The organism is Citrobacter cronae, assembly GCF_016893685.1.
Lineage (GTDB): Bacteria > Pseudomonadota > Gammaproteobacteria > Enterobacterales > Enterobacteriaceae > Citrobacter > Citrobacter werkmanii.
The window spans coordinates 1329969-1348205 of record NZ_CP069763.1 but is presented as its reverse complement, the minus strand read 5'-3'; the positions used below and the strand labels follow the sequence as shown (position 1 = coordinate 1348205).

Genomic DNA, 18237 nt, shown 5'->3' with positions numbered 1-18237 from the left:
CTACAACCGACCTACAAAAGGGGAATCTTGATTCCCCTTTCTATCCTCCTTTTCGTAGCTGTTTTTTGAGCGGAATCGCGTTAGCATGAGGGCGGACTCATTTAATCCGGGGAACTCATGGCTATCAAACTTATTGCTATCGACATGGATGGCACACTTCTGCTGCCCGATCACACCATTTCACCTGCAGTCAAAACGGCAATTGCCGCGGCACGCGCGCGTGGCGTGAACGTAGTGCTGACCACGGGACGCCCGTATGCCGGCGTTCACAGCTATCTGAAAGAACTGCACATGGAACAACCCGGTGACTACTGCATTACCTACAACGGTGCGCTGGTGCAGAAAGCAGGCGATGGCAGTACTGTGGCGCAAACCGCGCTGAGCTATGATGATTATCGCTATCTGGAGCAACTCTCCCGGGAAGTTGGCTCGCATTTCCACGCGCTCGATCGCAACACGCTGTATACCGCTAACCGTGATATCAGTTATTACACGGTGCATGAATCGTTTGTCGCGACGATTCCGCTGGTGTTCTGTGAGGCTGAAAAAATGGATCCGGCGACCCAGTTCCTGAAAGTGATGATGATTGATGAGCCGGAGATCCTCGACAAGGCCATCTCGCGCATTCCGGCGGAAGTGAAAGAAAAGTACACCGTGCTGAAAAGTGCGCCGTACTTCCTCGAAATCCTTGATAAACGCGTCAACAAAGGGACTGGCGTAAAATCGCTGGCCGATGCGTTGGGAATTAAAGCCGAAGAGGTTATGGCGATTGGCGATCAGGAAAACGACATCGCGATGATTGAATACGCCGGCGTGGGTGTTGCGATGGATAACGCCATTCCAACGGTGAAAGAGATCGCCAACTTTGTGACGAAATCTAATCTGGAAGACGGTGTTGCCTGGGCCATTGAGAAGTACGTCCTCTCCTGATGTGCGTTATGCCTGGCTTCGGCCAGGCATAAAACATTAAGAATGTTATAAAAATCACGTTTGTATTATCAGATGTGAAACCGCACATTAATCCCCCCATTTAGTACGCAACTTCTATACTCTCCCACCTTCTTTTATATTCAGGCGGTTCCTGCCTGCAACTATGTTTTCTTATGACTAACACAAGCATTCGCCTGGTGTTGATGACGTCTTCCTGTTTGATTTTTCAAGCCTGTGCTGCGACGGATTCTGGCTCAACGTTAACACCTTTGTATGATTATCAGGATGATGGTCAGGCCGCTTCTTTGCCGGTAAAACCGGCGACTAAACCTGCTGCAAGCCACTCCGTTTTGCCCTTTTTAGGCGACGAGGCGCGTAAACGTGGTTACGACCTGCCTGAGCCGTTTGGTGTAAATATTAACTACATGAATATCAGGCAGAATATTAATGTAGACAGTATTAACTTTAATGGCCTTTCTCTGGGCGGCCATTCGCTGGATAACGCATTCAAAATTAACGTTGGCAACACGCGCGAGAGAAGCAAAACAGAAACCCTGAAACTGGATGCCTGGCTGCTGCCGTTTATGAACGTCTATGGCCTGGTGGGCTATACCGACGGTCACTCCGTTTCGCAGATTGGTGTAGGCATTAAAGGTCCACGCAAAGTTCACACGCCAGACAATTTGCAAAACCTGGCGTTTCAGCTCGACTTTAAAGGCACGACCTACGGTGTGGGGACGACACTGGTGGGCGGTGTGGGTAACTGGTTTACGGCTTTTGATGCCAATTATACTCAGACGCAGTTTGACATTCTTGACGGTAGTATTGATGCCTTCACGGTTTCTCCGCGAGTCGGTTATCGCTTTACCACCCCGGGTGTGGAAGCACTGTACTTGCCGTCCGGCAAGCTGAATCTGTGGATTGGCAGTATGTATCAGGACGTGCAGCAAGAATTCAGGGGTAGCCTTAGCGATCTCAATATGCCGTCTGAGACGCTGCAGAAAATGGTGGATATCGCGAATAAGGACGGCAATGGCCGTTTCGACGTTAAACAGCATCTGCAATCCCCCTGGAACGTACTGGTCGGGGCGCAGTATGAATTGACCCGAAACTTTAACGTGACGACCGAAATTGGCTTTGCCGACCGTAACAGTTTTTTCATGGCTGGAGAGTACCGCTTTTGATCCGCCTCGCTTTCTTGTTGCTGGTGAGTCTGTTCGCCTGCATTGCGCAGGCAGAATTACCGACCCGCGACGAAGTTGACGGCTGGCTGAATACACTGGGCGCCAGCGATAACTTTAACGCCAGCAAAGGAATCGATTGGGGCGTAATGCCGGGGCCATTTTACACTCCGGAGCTGGGGCTGGGGATAGGTACCGCGGTGGTGGGAATGTATCGCCCAGACCCAAACGACACGGTGAGTCAGAACTCGACGCTGACCCTCAGCGGCTACTTTAGCTCAACGGGCGCTTTCGGCGTCACTATGCAAAATTATGCCTTTTTTGCCGACGATCGCTGGCGTTTCTTTCTCAATGGCGCATTAACCGATACGCCAACCTGGTACTGGGGGCAGGGATTTAGTGCCGGTGATAAAGACAGCCAGAAACAGCAATATACGGCTCAGGATCTGGATCTGCACCCCACGTTATATCGTCGGGTAGAGCCTAATATCTATCTGGGCGTCGGCTGGTCGCTGAACGCGCAACATGCTGCGCAAATGGATGGTAATGATCCGCTAAAAATTGAAAATACCGGGCAGGGCGCGTCGGTGCTAAGTTCCGGCAGCAGTGTCGAACTTAGCTGGGATGACCGCGACTTTGTTCCTAACCCGCGCCAGGGACAATATGCCGACGTACGCTATACCCGCTATACGCCCGATGCGGGGAGCGATACCCGGTTTGATGAATACCAGTTGCACTACAGCCGTTATCACTCTTTGGACGACCAGGACGTACTGGCATGGGAGATGGACGGTGCCTTTACTCAGGGGGATGTGCCGTGGAGCATGATGCCGCTGCTCGGTAGCAATCAGCGGATGCGCGGCTATTACGAAGGACGCTATCGCGATAAAAACGCCGTCAGCGGGCAGGTAGAGTATCGCCGCAAACTTGACTGGCGGCATGGCGTGGTTGGCTGGTTGGGCGCAGGGACGATGGGGCCATCATTTAGCGCGCTGGGTGACGGACGCTGGCTACCCTCGGCGGGGGTGGGGTATCGCTTTGAATTTAAGCCGCGGGTGAATGTGCGTCTGGATTATGGCATTGGCAAAGGGAGCAGCGGTTTTTATTTTCAGGTAGGAGAGGCGTTTTGATCAATAAAGTGCTGCTGATGACTATCTTGTTATTGGCAACGGTCGGGGTCCATGCTGCGATACCTGTACCTTTGCAGTTGGTAAATGAAGATGACAAGGCCGAAAGCACCGCCTGGCCAGTTGTTTCGCCGCTCCCTGCGCCCCAAGGGTTACGTCCGTGCTGCGCTTTTGGTTACGACCTGCACGCGCAGGTGCTGGATATGCCAGTACCGTTTTATGAACTTAATAACGTCGTGGCAGCTAACGGTATTGGCGAGCATCGCTATAACGATAGCCTGCTGTTAGGGTTAGTGAACCTGGCCGGCATCGGGCATGAACACAATGGCATTGTGTACACCTCTCGCGGCGGTTTCATCGATATCGCGCATGTACGAGATACCGCAGATATGACGGTCTGGCTTTTTAGCCATCTACTTCCACAGTTAGGTCAGCCTTTTACGTTGCGACTCGAAGATGAACTGGCGGAGCGGCATATCGTTTTCAACGCCTTCACACCACCTGAAATGGCGGGCGATCGTTACGCATTAGCTGCCTGGCTGGCAGCACATCTGGCCTTTCAGCTCGCGGCCTGGCATGAAATTGCACAATGGTACGGTTTTGAGTCAGTTCCTGGGTTTTCTGAGGAAGTTTCCGCATTTTCACCGGAAGATCTCTACTCCAACCTGTTGGGGGCAAGAATTGCGGTGTCGCTGATCCTTGATGGGCAACTGGCAACATCAGGGATGTACGATGCGGCAATGAATAATGCACTGCGTCAGGCGTTAACGCAGTTGGGAGCTAAGTCAGAAACAATAACCCGTTTTCAGTTTGATATGCTGGATGGCAAGTGGTGGAACAGCCAGCGTCGGGTGCCGGAGAAATATCTGGTGCTGCACAGAAACTACGATGTAAGTGATTCGCGTTTGCCAACGCCAGTGCCGGGCGAAAAAGCCGCGCCGCTACGCCTGTCATTACCGCATCACTGGCGAAATTATTCCCTTGATTCGCTGGCGCAACTTCAACTCCGGCCCGGAAGTAACATGGCGCGGCTACCTTTACCACAATCCTGGTATAGCGATGCTAATTTCCCTGCGCTGGCTACGCTTGCAGGTGCTAGGGATAATCTGTCGAAAGTGGATGAGAATTCATTCATTCCTTTATTAAAAAACCTCCATCAGAACTTCACTGGCGGAGGTTTTCTGCATATGCCGGGCCCAATCCGATAATCGCTACGCTAAATCCTGCAAGTGAAGTGCTTGTGAAGTATGATTGCTTAAATCGTCTTGTATCAGGGCATCCCATGAAGCAAATCACCTTTACGCCGCGTAATCATCAGCTTACCAATATCAACACCTGGACCCCGGACAGTCAGTGGCTGGTCTTCGACGTGCGTCCTTCCGGTGCCTCTTTTACGGGGGAAACGATTGAACGCGTTAATGTTCATACTGGCGAACTGGAGGTGATTTACCGGGCCACTCAGGGGGCACATGTTGGCGTGGTGACCGTTCATCCAAAGTCGGAAAAGTATGTTTTTATTCATGGGCCAGAAAATCCAGATGAAACATGGGATTACGACTTTCATCATCGCCGTGGGGTGATTGTTTCGCAGGCAGAGGTGACGAATCTGGATGCAATGGATATCACCGCGCCGTACACGCCTGGCGCGTTACGCGGCGGCAGTCATGTGCATGTCTTTAGCCCGAACGGTGAGTGTGTCAGTTTTACTTATAACGACCATGTGCTGCATGAACGCTCCCCGGCGCTGGATTTACGTAACGTCGGCGTGGCTGCGCCGTATGGTCCGGTGAACGTATCCGCGCAGCATCCACGTGAATATAGCGGGAGCCGCTGGTGCGTGCTGGTGAGTCAAACGACACCGGCGCCAAAACCGGGGAGCGATGAGATAAACCGCGCCTATGAAGAAGGTTGGGTGGGCGAAAGCACACTGGCGTTTATCGGCGATACGTTGTCAGTGACCGGTGAGAAAGTGCCGGAGCTGTTTATTGTTGATTTGCCTCAGAATGAAAGCGGCTGGAAACAGCCGGGTGATGCTCCGCTGGAGGGCACAGAGGCGACAATGCCTGCGCCGCCATCCGGTATTCGCCAACGTCGCCTGACGTTTACTCATGAGCGCGCCTTTCCGGGGCTGGTGAATCAGCCGCGCCACTGGGTGCGCAGTAATCCGCAGACGTCTGAAATTGCGTTTTTAATGCGCGACAACCATGGCGTTGTGCAGCTGTGGTTAATTCCACCGCAGGGTGGTGAGCCGCGTCAGCTTACCCGTTGCGCCACGGGTATTCAGTCGGCATTCAACTGGCATCCATCAGGGAAATGGCTGGGGTTTGTGCTGGAAAACAGAATAGCTTGTTGTGATGCTCAGACGGGAGAGATTGATTTTTTAACGGCGCGTCACGACAACCCTCCGTCGGCCGATGCGGTTGTCTTCTCTCCTGATGGGCGACTGGTTGCGTGGATGGAAGAGGTCGAAGGTTTCCGCCAACTGTGGATGACTGAAACAGGGCGTTAATTAAGGTGCAGTCATTTTCGCCGGGGGGATAACGGCGTTCGTGGCCTGCGTTCTCTCCTCGCTCTTTTCTACGCGGGATCTCACCGAGTTATCTTTACGAAAGAGATCCCACGGAAGCAATACGGTATCCAGCACCGCAGTAAAAGGCATATCCAGAATCGCCAGCGACTTCGTTCCCCAATTCGTATCACTTTCGCTGATCATGGTGGCGCTGGCGCGTGTGCCAGGATACGTCCCTTCTTTGCCTCCGGTATGCGACATTATGCTGGAACAGCCGCTCAAAAACGCCATCCCGCTGCACATTGTCAGTGTTACCAACATTTTTTTTATCATCGTTTATTCATCTGTTTTCATCGTGTTTGCATGGTGAGTTAAAGCGATCCGTTGCGAAAATAACATCACCATTTCGTCGCACTGTGGCGGCTATCGCGATTTATCGATAACAACTGCTCTCCCCAGTGTATGCAATAGACAACAAACTGCAAAAAAAGTCAGATGAATACACTTGAAAAGTTTGTGTTAAGACCCATTTTTAGGACGTAGACAACAGAAGGGCATGCCTGATGGGTGTCCTGGCTACCTGACCTGTCCATGATGGAAGGTCTCACATTCTCGCTGATTTCAGGAGCTATTGATTATGCGTAACTTTGATTTATCCCCGCTGTACCGTTCTGCTATTGGTTTTGACCGTCTGTTTAACCTGCTGGAAAACAACCAGAGCCAGAATAATGGCGGCTACCCTCCGTACAACGTTGAGCTGGTAGACGAAAACCATTACCGCATTGCGATTGCCGTTGCCGGTTTTGCTGAAAGCGAGCTGGAAATTACCGCGCAGGACAATCTGCTGGTGGTAAAAGGCGCTCATGCGGATGAGCAAAAAGAACGTACTTACCTGTATCAGGGTATTGCCGAGCGCAACTTCGAACGTAAGTTCCAGTTAGCGGAGAACATTCATGTTCGCGGCGCAAACCTGGTGAATGGTCTGCTGTATATCGATCTTGAGCGCGTTATTCCCGAAGCGAACAAACCGCGCCGCATCGAAATCAACTAATTCTGTGGGCCGCTTCAGGCGGCCTTGCTAAGCAATCGGCTTGCCGTCAGGGAGCCGAAAGGTACCTACTCGCTTCTTAGAAGGAGATTATTATGCGTAACTACGATTTATCCCCACTGCTGCGTCAATGGATCGGTTTTGACAAACTGGCCAATGCGTTACAAAACGCCGGTGAAAGCCAGAGCTTCCCACCCTATAACATCGAAAAGAGCGATGATAACCACTATCGCATTACCCTTGCGTTAGCCGGTTTCCGCCAGGAAGATCTGGATATTCAACTGGAAGGCACACGCCTGACGGTGAAAGGTACACCGCAGCAGCCGGAAAAAGAGACAAAATGGTTGCACCAGGGGCTGGTTACTCAGTCGTTCAGTCTGAGCTTTACGCTGGCTGAAAATATGGAGGTCTCCGGCGCAAGCTTTACTAACGGCTTGCTGCATATCGATTTGACCCGAAATGAACCTGAAACCATTGCCCCACAACGTATCGCCATCAGCGAACGTCCCGCATTAAATAGCTAAATAGCTCCATGCCTTTGCCCCGCCAGAAATGACGGGGCTTTTTTGTGCTTTACCACCCATACATTGCGACTGTACTCTGCGAGAATCCATTTACTTAATGATGTTATTCACAGGGAACAGGATAATGAGTGATATAGCATTGACGGTCAGCGTTCTGGCGTTGGTGGCGGTTGTCGGATTATGGATCGGCAACATAAAAATACGTGGCGTTGGTTTTGGCATCGGAGGGGTGCTGTTCGGCGGTATTATCGTCGGACATTTTGTCGATCAGGCAGGGATGACCCTGAGCGGCGACATGCTGCATTTCATTCAGGAATTTGGCCTGATTCTTTTCGTCTACACCATCGGTATTCAGGTGGGGCCGGGCTTTTTTGCGTCACTGCGCGTTTCCGGGCTGCGGCTGAATCTGTTTGCCGTACTGATTGTCATCATGGGGGGGCTGGTCACCGCGATCCTGCATAAGATTTTTGCCATTCCCCTTCCGGTGGTGCTGGGGATATTCTCCGGCGCGGTCACCAATACGCCGGCGCTGGGGGCCGGGCAGCAAATTCTGCGCGATCTGGGGACGCCAGCAGATATTGTAGACCAGATGGGGATGAGCTATGCCATGGCTTATCCTTTTGGTATCTGCGGTATTTTGCTCACGATGTGGCTGATGCGCCTTATTTTCCGCGTTAACGTCGATGCTGAAGCTCAGCAGCATGAATCCACGTTGACCAACGGACACGCGCTGATTCAGACCATGAACATCCGCGTGGAAAACCCGAACCTCAACAATATGGCGATTCAGGATGTCCCAATTCTGAACAGCGATAAAATCATCTGCTCGCGTCTGAAACGTGAAGAGACATTGATGGTGCCGTCGCCAGGGACGATTATCCAGATGGGCGACCTGCTACACCTGGTCGGCCAGCCCGGTGACCTGCATAACGCGCAGGTGGTGATTGGGCAGGAGGTGGACACATCGCTGTCGACGCGAGGTACTGATTTACGCGTTGAACGCGTGGTGGTGACCAACGAACAGGTGCTGGGTAAACGTATCCGCGACCTGCATTTTAAAGAACGTTACGACGTGGTTATCTCCCGTCTGAACCGTGCAGGCGTTGAGCTGGTGGCCAGCAGCGATGCCAGCCTGCAATTCGGGGATATCCTCAATCTGGTGGGGCGTCCCGCGTCCATTGATGCCGTTGCCAATGTTGTCGGCAACGCGCAGCAAAAACTGCAACAGGTGCAGATGCTGCCGGTATTTATCGGTATAGGACTGGGTGTTCTACTGGGGTCCATCCCTCTGTTCATCCCGGGTTTCCCGGTGGCGTTAAAATTGGGTTTGGCCGGTGGACCGCTGATCATGGCCTTAATTCTGGGGCGTATTGGCAGCATTGGTAAGCTGTACTGGTTTATGCCTCCCAGCGCTAACCTGGCGCTGCGAGAGTTAGGTATTGTGCTGTTCCTTGCGGTGGTTGGCCTGAAGTCCGGCGGTGATTTTGTTAATACGCTGACCCAGGGCGATGGGCTGAGTTGGGTCGGGTACGGTATTTTTATTACCGCCATTCCGCTGATTACCGTGGGACTGCTGGCGCGTATCTTCGCCAAAATGAACTATCTGACGCTGTGCGGTATGCTGGCGGGTTCGATGACCGATCCCCCCGCGCTGGCGTTTGCTAACAACCTGCATGCCACCAGCGGGGCGGCGGCGCTCTCCTATGCTACCGTTTATCCGCTGGTGATGTTCCTGAGGATTATCACCCCACAGCTGCTGGCGGTGATTTTCTGGGGGATAGGTTAGTAACAGCGTATCCGGCCTGCATCTCCTGTAGGTCGGATACGGTGCAAGTCGCCATTCGCCACATCTTTTTTCCATTGTCTCATCACATTACGTTCTCTTCCGTTTGCGAATCAGGTTCATACTGCTGAACTGTTCCGGTATAACGACCAGACAACAATATTGAAGGAGTCGTCATGAAGATTTCCCGCCTAGGGGAAGCGCCGGATTACCGCTTCTCGCTGGCAAATGAACGCACATTTCTGGCATGGATACGCACCTCGTTAGGTTTTCTGGCCGCAGGCGTTGGTCTGGATCAACTGGCTCCGGATTTCGCCACGCCAGTTATTCGCGAAGTATTGGCCCTGTTGCTGTGTCTGTTTGCTGGCGGTCTGGCTATTTATGGTTATTTGCGCTGGTTACGTAATGAAAAGGCAATGCGCTTGAAAGAGGATTTGCCTTACACCCACAGTTTGCTCATTATCAGCGCAATGCTGACGATTGTAGCGGTGATTGTTATGGTGCTGGTGCTGTATGCCGGATAGCCGTAAATCGCGACGTATCGCCGATCCGGGACTACAACCGGAGCGCACATCGTTGGCATGGTTTCGTACGTTGTTGGGTTATGGCGCGTTAATGGCGCTGGCGATTAAGCACAACTGGCATCAGGCTGGGGCACTGTTCTGGATATCTATCGTCATACTGACGTTGGTGGCGATTATTCTCTGGCGTTATACCCGCAGCCGTAATCTCATGGATGTGAGTGATAGTGATTTTTCTGAATCTCGCGCGGTGCGTGACAAATTTATGATCTCCCTCGCGGTGTTATCCCTCGCAATACTGTTTGCTGTAACGCATGTTCGCCAACTTATCGTATTTATCGAGAATTTTGCATGACAGGATGTGAGAACATGGATGTTAGTGATGACGTTTTAGAAATGGTGATTAACCACCAGAAAAGTTTACAACCGGTTGAATTGTATCGTGGTTTGCAACAAGGAAAAGTTCGCCTCGTACAGTTTACTCCTTTGATTAAGCGCGATGCTTCAGGTTACCTGACTGAAGATTCAGTGACGCCGGACGGGTGGGGGCGATTTTTAATTGCGATATTTGATATCTGGGTACGTGAAGATATTAATCAAATATCTATTCAGCTTTTCGATAATACGCTACGCCAGTGGTGTGGTCGGACTGCACTGTTTGAATGCCAGACGATGACACTGCAGAATACACGCTGTCAGGCATGCTCTTTGTTTCAGTACTACCATGGAGATTGTCCTGCGTATCGCGAGGAGAATGGAAAGGGCGTGCTGTGTACAGGATATCAGGCTTTCTTCAACCATACCGCTCCGCATATGCGCGTGATGCGTGACCTGCTTAAGCAGCATCGCTCACCGATGGAACTGATGGCGATGCTGCGTTAAGCACAGCGGCGTTATCGCCCTTTGGCCAGATACTGCGCCATTTCGACTTCCGGCACCATGCCGCCGCCGGTCGCCCACACCAGATGAGTGGCGTTATTGAGCTGGTCGGCGCTGAAGCCGTGCATCTGCTGATAGTCAGCAGAGGCGCAAACGTGCTGCGGACCGGCCATCCCCGCCAGCGCTGAAGGCTCAAGGCGAATCCCTTCTTCCTGCGCCAGCCAGCCCAGCATGTCGTACATCGTCTGATCGTCCAGGGTGTACAGACCGTCGAGCAGACGTTCCATCGCCCGGCCGACAAACCCCGAAGCGCGGCCCACCGCCAGCCCATCCGCCGCCGTCAGGTTGTCGATGCCAATGTCCTGCACGGAAATGGTATCGTGCAGCCCGGTATAAATCCCCAGCAGCATGCAGGGTGAATGGGTCGGCTCGGCGAAGAAGCAGTGTACGTTATCGCCAAACGCCAGCTTCAGACCAAATGCCACCCCGCCAGGACCGCCGCCGACGCCGCACGGCAGGTAGACAAACAGCGGATGGTCAGAATCCACCACGCGACCCTGCTGCGCGAACTGCGCCTTCAGACGCTGACCAGCCACCGCGTAACCTAAAAACAGCGTGCGGGAGTTTTCATCATCAATAAAGAAGCAGTTCGGATCGGACTCTGCCGCTTTGCGACCCTGTTCAACCGCCACGCCGTAATCTTCTTCATACTCGACGACCGTCACGCCGTGACTGCGTAGTTTGGCTTTTTTCCATGCGCGCGCGTCGGCAGACATATGTACCGTCACCTTAAAGCCGATACGGGCGCTCATGATGCCAATCGACATCCCGAGGTTGCCGGTGGAGCCTACCGCGATGCTGTACTGGCTGAAAAACTGTTTAAATTCAGGTGAAAGCAGAATGCTGTAATCATCTTCTGTCGTCAGCAGACCGGCTTCCAGCGCCAGTTTTTCCGCGTGGGTCAGGACCTCATAAATGCCGCCACGCGCTTTAATTGAGCCGGAAATCGGCAGGTGGCTGTCTTTCTTCAGCAACAGTTCGCCGCAGATGTGCTGTCCGAATGCTTTTTCCAGTCGTTTTTGCATCAATGGGATTGCAGCCAGCTCAGACTCAATAATGCCGCCGGTGGCTGCGGTTTCCGGGAAGGCCTGTGCCAGGTACGGCGCGAAGCGCTTCAGCCGGGCATGGGCATCCTGAACATCGTGTTCGGTCAGGCCAACATAGGGTAAACCTTCCGCAAGAGAGGTGGTGCCAGGGTTAAACCAGGCCGTCTCTTTGAGAGCCACCAGATCTTCCACTAAAGGATACTGGGCGATAAGTGTTTGAATGTTTTCCATAGTCAGTCTCTTCGCGCTTAAATAATAAAGGAAAGCAGGAATGTGCACACCAGTGCAATCACGGACGCGATAAATGTCGCGGTCGTATAGTATTTGAACGTCTCATTCAGGGTGGCGCCGCAGTACTGCTTCACCAGCCAGAAGAGGGAATCGGTCACGATCGTGCAGCCAATGGCGCCGGAACCGATGGCAATAGCGATGATCTCCGGGCTAACGTTGGGATAGAGCGGCAGCATTGGTGCCACGATTGCCGTCGCACCCATCATCGCCACCGTGGCAGAGCCCACCGCAGCATGCAGAATTAACGCCACCAGCCACGCCAGCAGAATTGGGTGCATATGCATGTTTGAAAGGATTAGCGCGAGGGTATCCGCCAGCCCGCTACTCTTGAGGATAGCGTTGAATGCGCCGCCTGCGCCGATAATCAGCAGAATGTTGGCAATCGAACCAAACCCGTTTTCAGTGTGGGTCAGCAGCGCGCCCATGCCGATATGCTGACGCAGGCCGAGAATGTAGTAGGCCACGAAGACGGCAATAAACATCGCGGTGATCGGGTTACCAATAAACTCCAGCAGCGTATACAGCGTGCTGCCTTTCGCCATGTTCAACTCAGCAACGGTTTTGACCAGCATCAGGCCAATCGGCAACAGGACGGTAAACAGCGTTGCGCCCAGCGACGGCAGCGTACTTTCGTCGCGAACTTTAAGGTCGGAAAACTCAGCCGGCACCGGTTTAAACGGCAGGCGGTTACCGAGAAATTTCAGATACAGCGGCCCGCCGACAAGCGAGGCCATTAAGCCCACCAGTAAACCGTAAACAATTACGCTGCCAATGTCCGCGCCCAGCTTATTCGCGACGAACAGGGCGGCCGGATGCGGCGGCACCACACAGTGCACCGCCATCAGCGCCGTACACAGTGGGATTGCCAGCTTCAGCAGTGAAGTATTGGTCTTTTTGGCAATCGAAAAAGCCAGCGGAATCAACAGTACCACGCCGACTTCAACAAACAGCGTGATCCCGCAAATCAGCCCGACCAGCACCATAATGACATCAGCGGAAAGCCAGCGGCAGCGCTGTAACGTCAGGCCAATGCGTTCTGCCGCGCCGGACACTTCCATCATTTTGCCCAGAATGGTCCCGAGGCCGATAACCGCGGCGAGGAAGCCCAGCGTACCGCCGATGCCGCTCTCAATGGCATTGACCATATCCAGCGGCCCCATACCCATCATCGTACCCACGAAGAAGCTGGCTAACAGCAGCGCCAGAAACGGGTGGAATTTGAACTTCACGATGGTCAAAACGATTAACACGATGCTTATCAGCAGCGTGCTCACAACCCAGATTTGAGAGTGCATAACTCACCTTGCCCTGTGATTAACCTGAGGTTATTGGACAAAAATAAGGCAGGGTCTGACAAACGATATAAATCCTCTTTCACATGAGCCAGATTGCATCAAGTGAGTGATTTACGTCTAATTACACGTCATTAGTGCGATATGGTTCACTATGAATCATCTTTGTGCTGATTTTTACAGCGGTTTTTTTTACACTCCGACGTATGATTCAGGATGACAGAGATGAATATGGATCCCCTACGCGAAGTCAGAAACCGACTACTTAACGGCTGGCAGCTGTCAAAGCTGTATACCTTTGAAGTGGCGGCCCGCCATCAGTCGTTTGCGCTGGCGGCAGATGAGCTGTCATTAAGCCCCAGCGCCGTCAGCCACCGCATTAATCAGCTGGAAGATGAGCTGGGTATTCAGCTGTTTGTCCGTTCTCACCGCAAAGTGGAACTGACTCACGAGGGTAAACGGGTGTTCTGGGCGCTGAAATCGTCGCTGGACACGCTTAACCAGGAAATTCTTGATATCAAAAATCAGGAACTGTCGGGGATGCTCACCGTGTACTCACGGCCCTCTATCGCCCAGTGTTGGCTGGTTCCGGCGCTCGGCGACTTCACCCGTCGCTACCCGTCGATTTCGCTGACCATGCTGACCGGGAACGACAACGTCAATCTGCAGCGTGCCGGCATCGATCTGGCGATCTATTTTGACGACGCGCCCTCCGCGCAGCTCACGCATCATTTTCTGATGAATGAAGAGATTTTGCCGGTCTGCAGCCCGGACTATGCCTCTCGTTATGGTCTCACTAGCTCGCTGGTGAATTTGCCGCACTGTACGTTGCTGCATGACAGACAGGCGTGGAGCAACGATTCCGGGACCGATGAATGGCACAGTTGGGCGCAGCATTTTGCGGTAAATTTGCCGACATCGTCGGGCATTGGTTTCGATCGTTCTGATTTAGCGGTGATTGCGGCAATGAATCACATCGGCGTAGCGATGGGCCGTAAGAGGCTGGTGCAAAAACGCCTCGATAGCGGAGAGCTGGTCGCGCCTTTTGGCGATATGGCGCTGAAATGCCATCAGCATTACTACATCACCACGCTGCCCGGCAGGCAGTGGCCGAAAATCGAGGCGTTTATTGGCTGGCTACAGGAGCAGGTTAAATAAGCGGGGCATGCATATTTTTTACGCTTTCTCTCTACACGGAAAGTGAAAAAGCATGCTAAATACGTGATATCACTCCTGATGATTTGCGTAAGGACGACCGTGTTAAAGTCGATTGTTTCCCTGTTACTCTTCGCCAGCGCCACCGTGTGCGCTGCGCAACCTGCGCTGACGGCGGCGGCGTATGCGCAGCAGCTTGGGGTCGGGATGGACGTAGATTGGGCGCGAACCGAGCGTGGCATCCGCGAGTTCGATCCGCTGGTGGTGCGGGATTTCAGGGCGAAAGGCATTTCCCATGTGCGTATTCGCGTGGCGGGAGAACCGACAGAAGCCAGACTGATTCATCTGCGCAAGCTGGTCGAAGCCTGCGAGCAGTATGGCGTAATCCCGATTATTGCTTACCAGGCGGATGAATATAAACAAGACCCCAGCGCCGGTAATGAAAAAGAGGTGGTGAACTGGTGGGTGGCGGTGGCGCATTACTTTGGTCAACGTTCGCCGCTACTGGGTTTTGACCTGATTTATGAACCTGCGGATAAGCTCAACCATAATCAGGCATCGCTCAACCGGGTGTATGACAAAACGATTCGTACCATCCACGCTATTGACCCGCAACGGATGATCTTCATTGCGCCGCGACTGCGTGCCGCGCCGGAAGAGCTGCCGAACCTGAAGTTGCCGCCGCAAAGCCAGAATACCGTGCTGGCCGAATGGCATATCTTCCCGTGGGGGCCGCTGAAAAATAACGGCAAATACCCATGGACGTCAGGGACTGCAGCGGAAAAGACGGCTATTCGCGCCCGTATCAATACCGCCATTCGCTGGCAGCAGAAAACCGGTCATGTGAGTTGGGTAGGCGGCTGGTCGCCGGGAGAAACCATTAAAAATGGACCTTCTGCTGCGCAAATGGCCTTCGCCCGTTTTATGGCGTGCGAGCTGAAGAAAGCGAAGATTCCCTATGCTGTCAATGCGGATACGCAGTTCTATGATGGCGAGGAGGGAGCCTGGCGTCCGGCGCTGGAGCCGTTGCTGACGACGATGGTTGCGCCTGAATGTGATAAACCCGGCGATAAACCGGGCCATCATGCGCTTAAACCGCCTGCCCCTGATGCGACACGCGTGACGCCAGTGGAAGCCAGCATACAAAAATCAGCAGCCCCATAAGGGTCATCAACAGGCCCAGACTGGCTTGTCCGGTCTGCGGCAGCATCGCAGAGAACCACGCCAGCACACCGGAACCAATGTTCTGTAATCCCCCGACCAGCGCGCCGGCAGTGCCCGCCAGGAACGGGAAAGGTTCCATTGCGCCGCTGGTTGCCAGTGGAAACAACATCCCGGCGCCGAAGAAAAACAGCGCGGCGGGAACCAGCAGCGTCCAGACGTTCATCACGTCGAACAGGCCTGGGATCCACATCATCAAACCGGCAACCAGACAGCAGATGACCGACTGCCACATCAGCGTTGAGAAACGCTTGTTCGGGCGACCGGCGAACCAGGCGCCGAAAAACGCCGCCGGAATAGGCAGAATAAACAGGATACTGACCACCATGCTGCTTAAACCCAGCCTTGCGCCCAATAATACCCCGGAGCAGGCTTCGAAGACCGCAACGCCCGCCAGGCCGCCGATCAGCATGAGCACGTAACAGGTGAAAGAGCTGTTGCCAAACAGCGTCTTGTAACTGGCGATAAGCCGTGGACGCGGCGCGCCTGCCGGGCGCGTTTCCGGCATCCAGCGCGCCATGCTAAACGTGACGCCCGCGCACAGAATCAGCAGAAAAATATAACAAGCGCGCCAGTTCCACACGGTATCCAGCATACCGCCAATCAGCGGCGCCAGCAGCGGACTGACCAGGATCCCCATATTCAGCAAACTGTTGGCGTGACGAAGCTGTGTACCTTCATACAGGTCTCGCGGCAAGGTTCGCGCCATCACACCGCCGACGCCCGTTCCCATCCCCTGGATTGCACTGGCGATAATCAGTACCGTCAGGCTGTGGGTGGTGATGGCGACCAGCGTGGCCAGCATAAAAATAGACATCCCGGCGAGGATCACCGGACGGCGGCCAACGCGATCGGAAAGTGGGCCGTAAAACAGTTGTGACAGGCCGTAGGTCAGCAGATAGGCGGCCATCACGCTCTGCACCGCCCCTTCGCGAACGTTCAGTTCACGCGCCATATCAGCAATAGCGGGGATATAAATGGTTTGCGCCATCTGTCCAACCGCCACCAGTAATACCAACATCAACAACAAATTGACGCTTCTATGCCTTTTCATTTCGCTGATAACTTTTAAAAAAGTGAAAAAATAAGAATAAGGTGCTGCACTTTCCCGTAAATGCGCGTGGAATCTACCACAACAGAAAAAGAAGGCCAGATAGTAGGCTGGAATGTTTAAGCGATGAACGGCAGGAAATGTAAACAAAAAACGGCAACAAATGTTGCCGGATTGCATCAGGTCGACCAACAGATCATGACAAGCGTAGCAAAACCGCGCCTATGGCAATACCTGCGGCTGCGACAAGACGTATCCCTGCGACCTTCTCTTTCAGCAGCAGCCAGGCGAGCAGCGCGCCAAACAGGATGGAAGTTTCACGCAGCGCAGCGACCACCGCCAACGGCGCCTGGGTCATGGCCCACAGCGCCAGTCCGTAGGAACCCATCGTGCCAATCCCGCCAAGAATACCTTTCTTCCACTGCTGTACCAGATAGCGTGACGCTTCCCGGCGTCTGGCGATCATCGCCCATGTGAGCAGGCAAGAACCGTTCAGAAAGAAGGTCCACAGCGTATAACCCAACGCGGTTTCTGATAAGCGTACCCCGGTGCCGTCGACCAGCGTGTAACCGGCAATAAAACAGGCGTTAATGAGCGCCAGAACGATCCCGCGTTGCGAGCTGCTGCGTCCGTTAAATGCCATGCCGAGAATAGCCAGGCAGATGGTGGCAATCCCCACCCAGGCAAGCGTAGAGAGACTATCGCCAAGAAACAGGACGCTGATAATCGCAACCAGCAACGGTGCGGTGCCGCGCATTAAAGGATAGGTCTGACTCATATCCGAAACCTGATAGGTTTTGGCGACAAGAACCGTGTACACCACTTGTAAGGCCGTTGAGACAGCCAAAAACGGCAGGCTGGCGGCAGAAGGCTGAGGCGCAAAGGGTAAGCAGATCAATGCCATAATCGCAGCCGAGCCGCTGACGCCGATCGCCGAGTACAGTTTATCGTTTCCAGCCTTAACAATGGCATTCCAGCTGGCATGCAGCAACGCGGCGAACAGCAAAATGCAGAAAACAGAAAGCGTCATGGCGGAATTCTTCCCTGAGAATGTCATAAAAACGTAACATATTGACGCGTGACAAGCACCTGGGAAAAGGTGAAAGGGGAGCGGAGTGTTACCCGCTCCCCTTAGGTGCGACTTGAATCTGAATTACCTAACGTATTTCAGAACGGCATCAAGTAGTTGCAGTGCTGCAACAATGAGTTTGAGGATAAGAATAGCGATATCCACGAGGCTCATACGCTCTCCTTTTGGTACAAGGAGCACGGTGCTGGCGTACCTCGCCGCTGCCTGTTGCCAGCACCTTTGTTGACATAACACAGTGTGCTCACACGGGGGTTAAGGCGCTGACGGCACCACCCGTTTCAGCCAGGACTTTGATGCGCCGGTTTACGATGCGGCCCCCGCATAACACATTGCGTACCGAAATATTATAGATAAATACTGTATAAATTAACAGTATTTTATGGACGAGACGTCAACATTAGGCCATACTCAACATCATCAAAATTCGTGCCGAAATTGCGTGTTCTTCGCAGAACGCGTATACTTTTCTCGTTGACATAACACAGTGTGCTCGGCGGCTACCAACCGCACAACGCTGAAAAGAACCTCG

The 18237-nt window shown here is 53.3% G+C and carries 19 protein-coding genes and 1 other annotated feature; of the genes, 13 read left to right on the top strand and 6 right to left on the bottom strand.

Annotated features, from left to right (window positions below):
• Positions 1-117 precede the first annotated feature (117 nt).
• From yidA to JSN25_RS05735, 5 genes are all read left to right on the top strand, one after another.
• On the top strand, positions 118-930 hold the full coding sequence (gene yidA, locus JSN25_RS05755; RefSeq protein ID WP_038635719.1) for a sugar-phosphatase: 813 nt from the start codon (positions 118-120) through the stop codon (positions 928-930).
• Positions 931-1103: 173 nt separating this feature from the next.
• The gene (locus JSN25_RS05750) at positions 1104-2114 is read left to right on the top strand and encodes a hypothetical protein (protein WP_051594498.1); all 1011 of its coding nucleotides are present in this window, start codon (positions 1104-1106) and stop codon (positions 2112-2114) included.
• Between the two features lie 41 nt (positions 2115-2155).
• Positions 2156-3241 (top strand): BamA/TamA family outer membrane protein, encoded by a 1086-nt coding sequence (locus JSN25_RS05745; protein ID WP_233638438.1) that lies wholly within the window; start codon positions 2156-2158, stop codon positions 3239-3241.
• Positions 3242-3258: 17 nt separating this feature from the next.
• Entirely contained in the window at positions 3259-4446 is a 1188-nt protein-coding gene (locus tag JSN25_RS05740) for a DUF4056 domain-containing protein (RefSeq protein WP_233638437.1), read from the top strand.
• A gap of 74 nt (positions 4447-4520) precedes the next feature.
• A complete protein-coding gene (locus JSN25_RS05735; protein WP_204525517.1) occupies positions 4521-5747 on the top strand; it encodes a YidR family protein in 1227 nt (408 codons plus the stop codon).
• On the opposite strand, the gene JSN25_RS05730 is transcribed toward JSN25_RS05735, so the two are convergent.
• Positions 5748-6080 (bottom strand): YceK/YidQ family lipoprotein, encoded by a 333-nt coding sequence (locus JSN25_RS05730; RefSeq protein WP_085049150.1) that lies wholly within the window; start codon positions 6078-6080, stop codon positions 5748-5750. It lies immediately after the preceding gene.
• A gap of 238 nt (positions 6081-6318) precedes the next feature.
• Positions 6319-6391: a sequence feature (ROSE (Repression Of Heat Shock gene Expression) occurs in the 5'-region of heat shock genes and acts as an RNA thermometer to modulate expression.), on the top strand.
• Here JSN25_RS05730 and ibpA point away from each other — a divergent pair.
• From ibpA to JSN25_RS05700, 6 genes are all read left to right on the top strand, one after another.
• Complete coding sequence (gene ibpA, locus JSN25_RS05725; protein WP_153257971.1) at positions 6385-6798, top strand: small heat shock chaperone IbpA; 414 nt, start codon at positions 6385-6387, stop codon at positions 6796-6798. (Overlaps the previous feature by 7 nt.)
• A gap of 92 nt (positions 6799-6890) precedes the next feature.
• On the top strand, positions 6891-7319 hold the full coding sequence (gene ibpB, locus JSN25_RS05720) for a small heat shock chaperone IbpB (protein WP_005121488.1): 429 nt from the start codon (positions 6891-6893) through the stop codon (positions 7317-7319).
• A 124-nt stretch (positions 7320-7443) separates the two neighbouring features.
• Positions 7444-9105: a putative transporter gene (locus JSN25_RS05715; protein WP_038635704.1), complete on the top strand. Its 1662-nt coding sequence runs from the start codon at positions 7444-7446 to the stop codon at positions 9103-9105.
• 173 nt (positions 9106-9278) lie between these two features.
• Complete coding sequence (locus JSN25_RS05710; protein ID WP_038635701.1) at positions 9279-9626, top strand: YidH family protein; 348 nt, start codon at positions 9279-9281, stop codon at positions 9624-9626.
• The gene (locus JSN25_RS05705; protein WP_085049149.1) at positions 9616-9978 is read left to right on the top strand and encodes a DUF202 domain-containing protein; all 363 of its coding nucleotides are present in this window, start codon (positions 9616-9618) and stop codon (positions 9976-9978) included. The genes JSN25_RS05710 and JSN25_RS05705 overlap by 11 nt, the downstream gene beginning before the upstream one ends.
• 14 nt (positions 9979-9992) lie before the next feature.
• Positions 9993-10505 carry a radical SAM protein gene (locus tag JSN25_RS05700; RefSeq protein WP_038635697.1) on the top strand — a complete coding sequence of 171 codons (513 nt, stop codon included), beginning with the start codon at positions 9993-9995 and terminating at the stop codon, positions 10503-10505.
• A gap of 11 nt (positions 10506-10516) precedes the next feature.
• On the opposite strand, the gene dsdA is transcribed toward JSN25_RS05700, so the two are convergent.
• Together dsdA and dsdX are read right to left on the bottom strand one after the other, a co-directional pair.
• Complete coding sequence (gene dsdA / locus JSN25_RS05695) at positions 10517-11839, bottom strand: D-serine ammonia-lyase (RefSeq protein ID WP_199979651.1); 1323 nt, start codon at positions 11837-11839, stop codon at positions 10517-10519.
• Between the two features lie 17 nt (positions 11840-11856).
• On the bottom strand, positions 11857-13194 hold the full coding sequence (gene dsdX, locus JSN25_RS05690) for a D-serine transporter DsdX (protein WP_085049147.1): 1338 nt from the start codon (positions 13192-13194) through the stop codon (positions 11857-11859).
• A 228-nt stretch (positions 13195-13422) separates the two neighbouring features.
• Here dsdX and dsdC point away from each other — a divergent pair, with 228 nt between their 5' ends.
• A complete protein-coding gene (dsdC, locus tag JSN25_RS05685) occupies positions 13423-14349 on the top strand; it encodes a DNA-binding transcriptional regulator DsdC (protein WP_204525712.1) in 927 nt (308 codons plus the stop codon).
• A 78-nt stretch (positions 14350-14427) separates the two neighbouring features.
• A complete protein-coding gene (locus tag JSN25_RS05680) occupies positions 14428-15510 on the top strand; it encodes a cellulase family glycosylhydrolase (protein ID WP_137346724.1) in 1083 nt (360 codons plus the stop codon).
• Here JSN25_RS05680 and emrD read toward each other — a convergent pair.
• The 3 genes from emrD to tisB all read right to left on the bottom strand — a co-directional run bounded on the left by emrD (position 15437) and on the right by tisB (position 17861).
• Positions 15437-16621, bottom strand: coding sequence for a multidrug efflux MFS transporter EmrD (gene emrD / locus JSN25_RS05675; protein WP_038635685.1), 1185 nt, complete (start codon positions 16619-16621; stop codon positions 15437-15439). The two genes, JSN25_RS05680 and emrD, sit on opposite strands and share 74 nt — an antisense overlap.
• 193 nt (positions 16622-16814) lie before the next feature.
• On the bottom strand, positions 16815-17648 hold the full coding sequence (locus JSN25_RS05670; protein WP_110496412.1) for a DMT family transporter: 834 nt from the start codon (positions 17646-17648) through the stop codon (positions 16815-16817).
• A gap of 123 nt (positions 17649-17771) precedes the next feature.
• On the bottom strand, positions 17772-17861 hold the full coding sequence (gene tisB / locus JSN25_RS05665; protein WP_110496414.1) for a type I toxin-antitoxin system toxin TisB: 90 nt from the start codon (positions 17859-17861) through the stop codon (positions 17772-17774).
• Positions 17862-18237 lie beyond the last annotated feature (376 nt).

Coding starts and splice junctions, on each gene's coding strand:
- yidA (WP_038635719.1), top strand. CDS start 118: ATGGCTATCAAACTTATTGCTATCGACATGGATGGCACACTTCTGCTG.
- JSN25_RS05750 (WP_051594498.1), top strand. CDS start 1,104: ATGACTAACACAAGCATTCGCCTGGTGTTGATGACGTCTTCCTGTTTG.
- JSN25_RS05740 (WP_233638437.1), top strand. CDS start 3,259: ATGACTATCTTGTTATTGGCAACGGTCGGGGTCCATGCTGCGATACCT.
- JSN25_RS05735 (WP_204525517.1), top strand. CDS start 4,521: ATGAAGCAAATCACCTTTACGCCGCGTAATCATCAGCTTACCAATATC.
- JSN25_RS05730 (WP_085049150.1), bottom strand. CDS start 6,080: ATGATAAAAAAAATGTTGGTAACACTGACAATGTGCAGCGGGATGGCG.
- ibpA (WP_153257971.1), top strand. CDS start 6,385: ATGCGTAACTTTGATTTATCCCCGCTGTACCGTTCTGCTATTGGTTTT.
- ibpB (WP_005121488.1), top strand. CDS start 6,891: ATGCGTAACTACGATTTATCCCCACTGCTGCGTCAATGGATCGGTTTT.
- JSN25_RS05715 (WP_038635704.1), top strand. CDS start 7,444: ATGAGTGATATAGCATTGACGGTCAGCGTTCTGGCGTTGGTGGCGGTT.
- JSN25_RS05710 (WP_038635701.1), top strand. CDS start 9,279: ATGAAGATTTCCCGCCTAGGGGAAGCGCCGGATTACCGCTTCTCGCTG.
- JSN25_RS05705 (WP_085049149.1), top strand. CDS start 9,616: ATGCCGGATAGCCGTAAATCGCGACGTATCGCCGATCCGGGACTACAA.
- JSN25_RS05700 (WP_038635697.1), top strand. CDS start 9,993: ATGGATGTTAGTGATGACGTTTTAGAAATGGTGATTAACCACCAGAAA.
- dsdA (WP_199979651.1), bottom strand. CDS start 11,839: ATGGAAAACATTCAAACACTTATCGCCCAGTATCCTTTAGTGGAAGAT.
- dsdX (WP_085049147.1), bottom strand. CDS start 13,194: ATGCACTCTCAAATCTGGGTTGTGAGCACGCTGCTGATAAGCATCGTG.
- dsdC (WP_204525712.1), top strand. CDS start 13,423: ATGGATCCCCTACGCGAAGTCAGAAACCGACTACTTAACGGCTGGCAG.
- JSN25_RS05680 (WP_137346724.1), top strand. CDS start 14,428: ATGATTTGCGTAAGGACGACCGTGTTAAAGTCGATTGTTTCCCTGTTA.
- emrD (WP_038635685.1), bottom strand. CDS start 16,621: ATGAAAAGGCATAGAAGCGTCAATTTGTTGTTGATGTTGGTATTACTG.
- JSN25_RS05670 (WP_110496412.1), bottom strand. CDS start 17,648: ATGACGCTTTCTGTTTTCTGCATTTTGCTGTTCGCCGCGTTGCTGCAT.
- tisB (WP_110496414.1), bottom strand. CDS start 17,861: ATGAGCCTCGTGGATATCGCTATTCTTATCCTCAAACTCATTGTTGCA.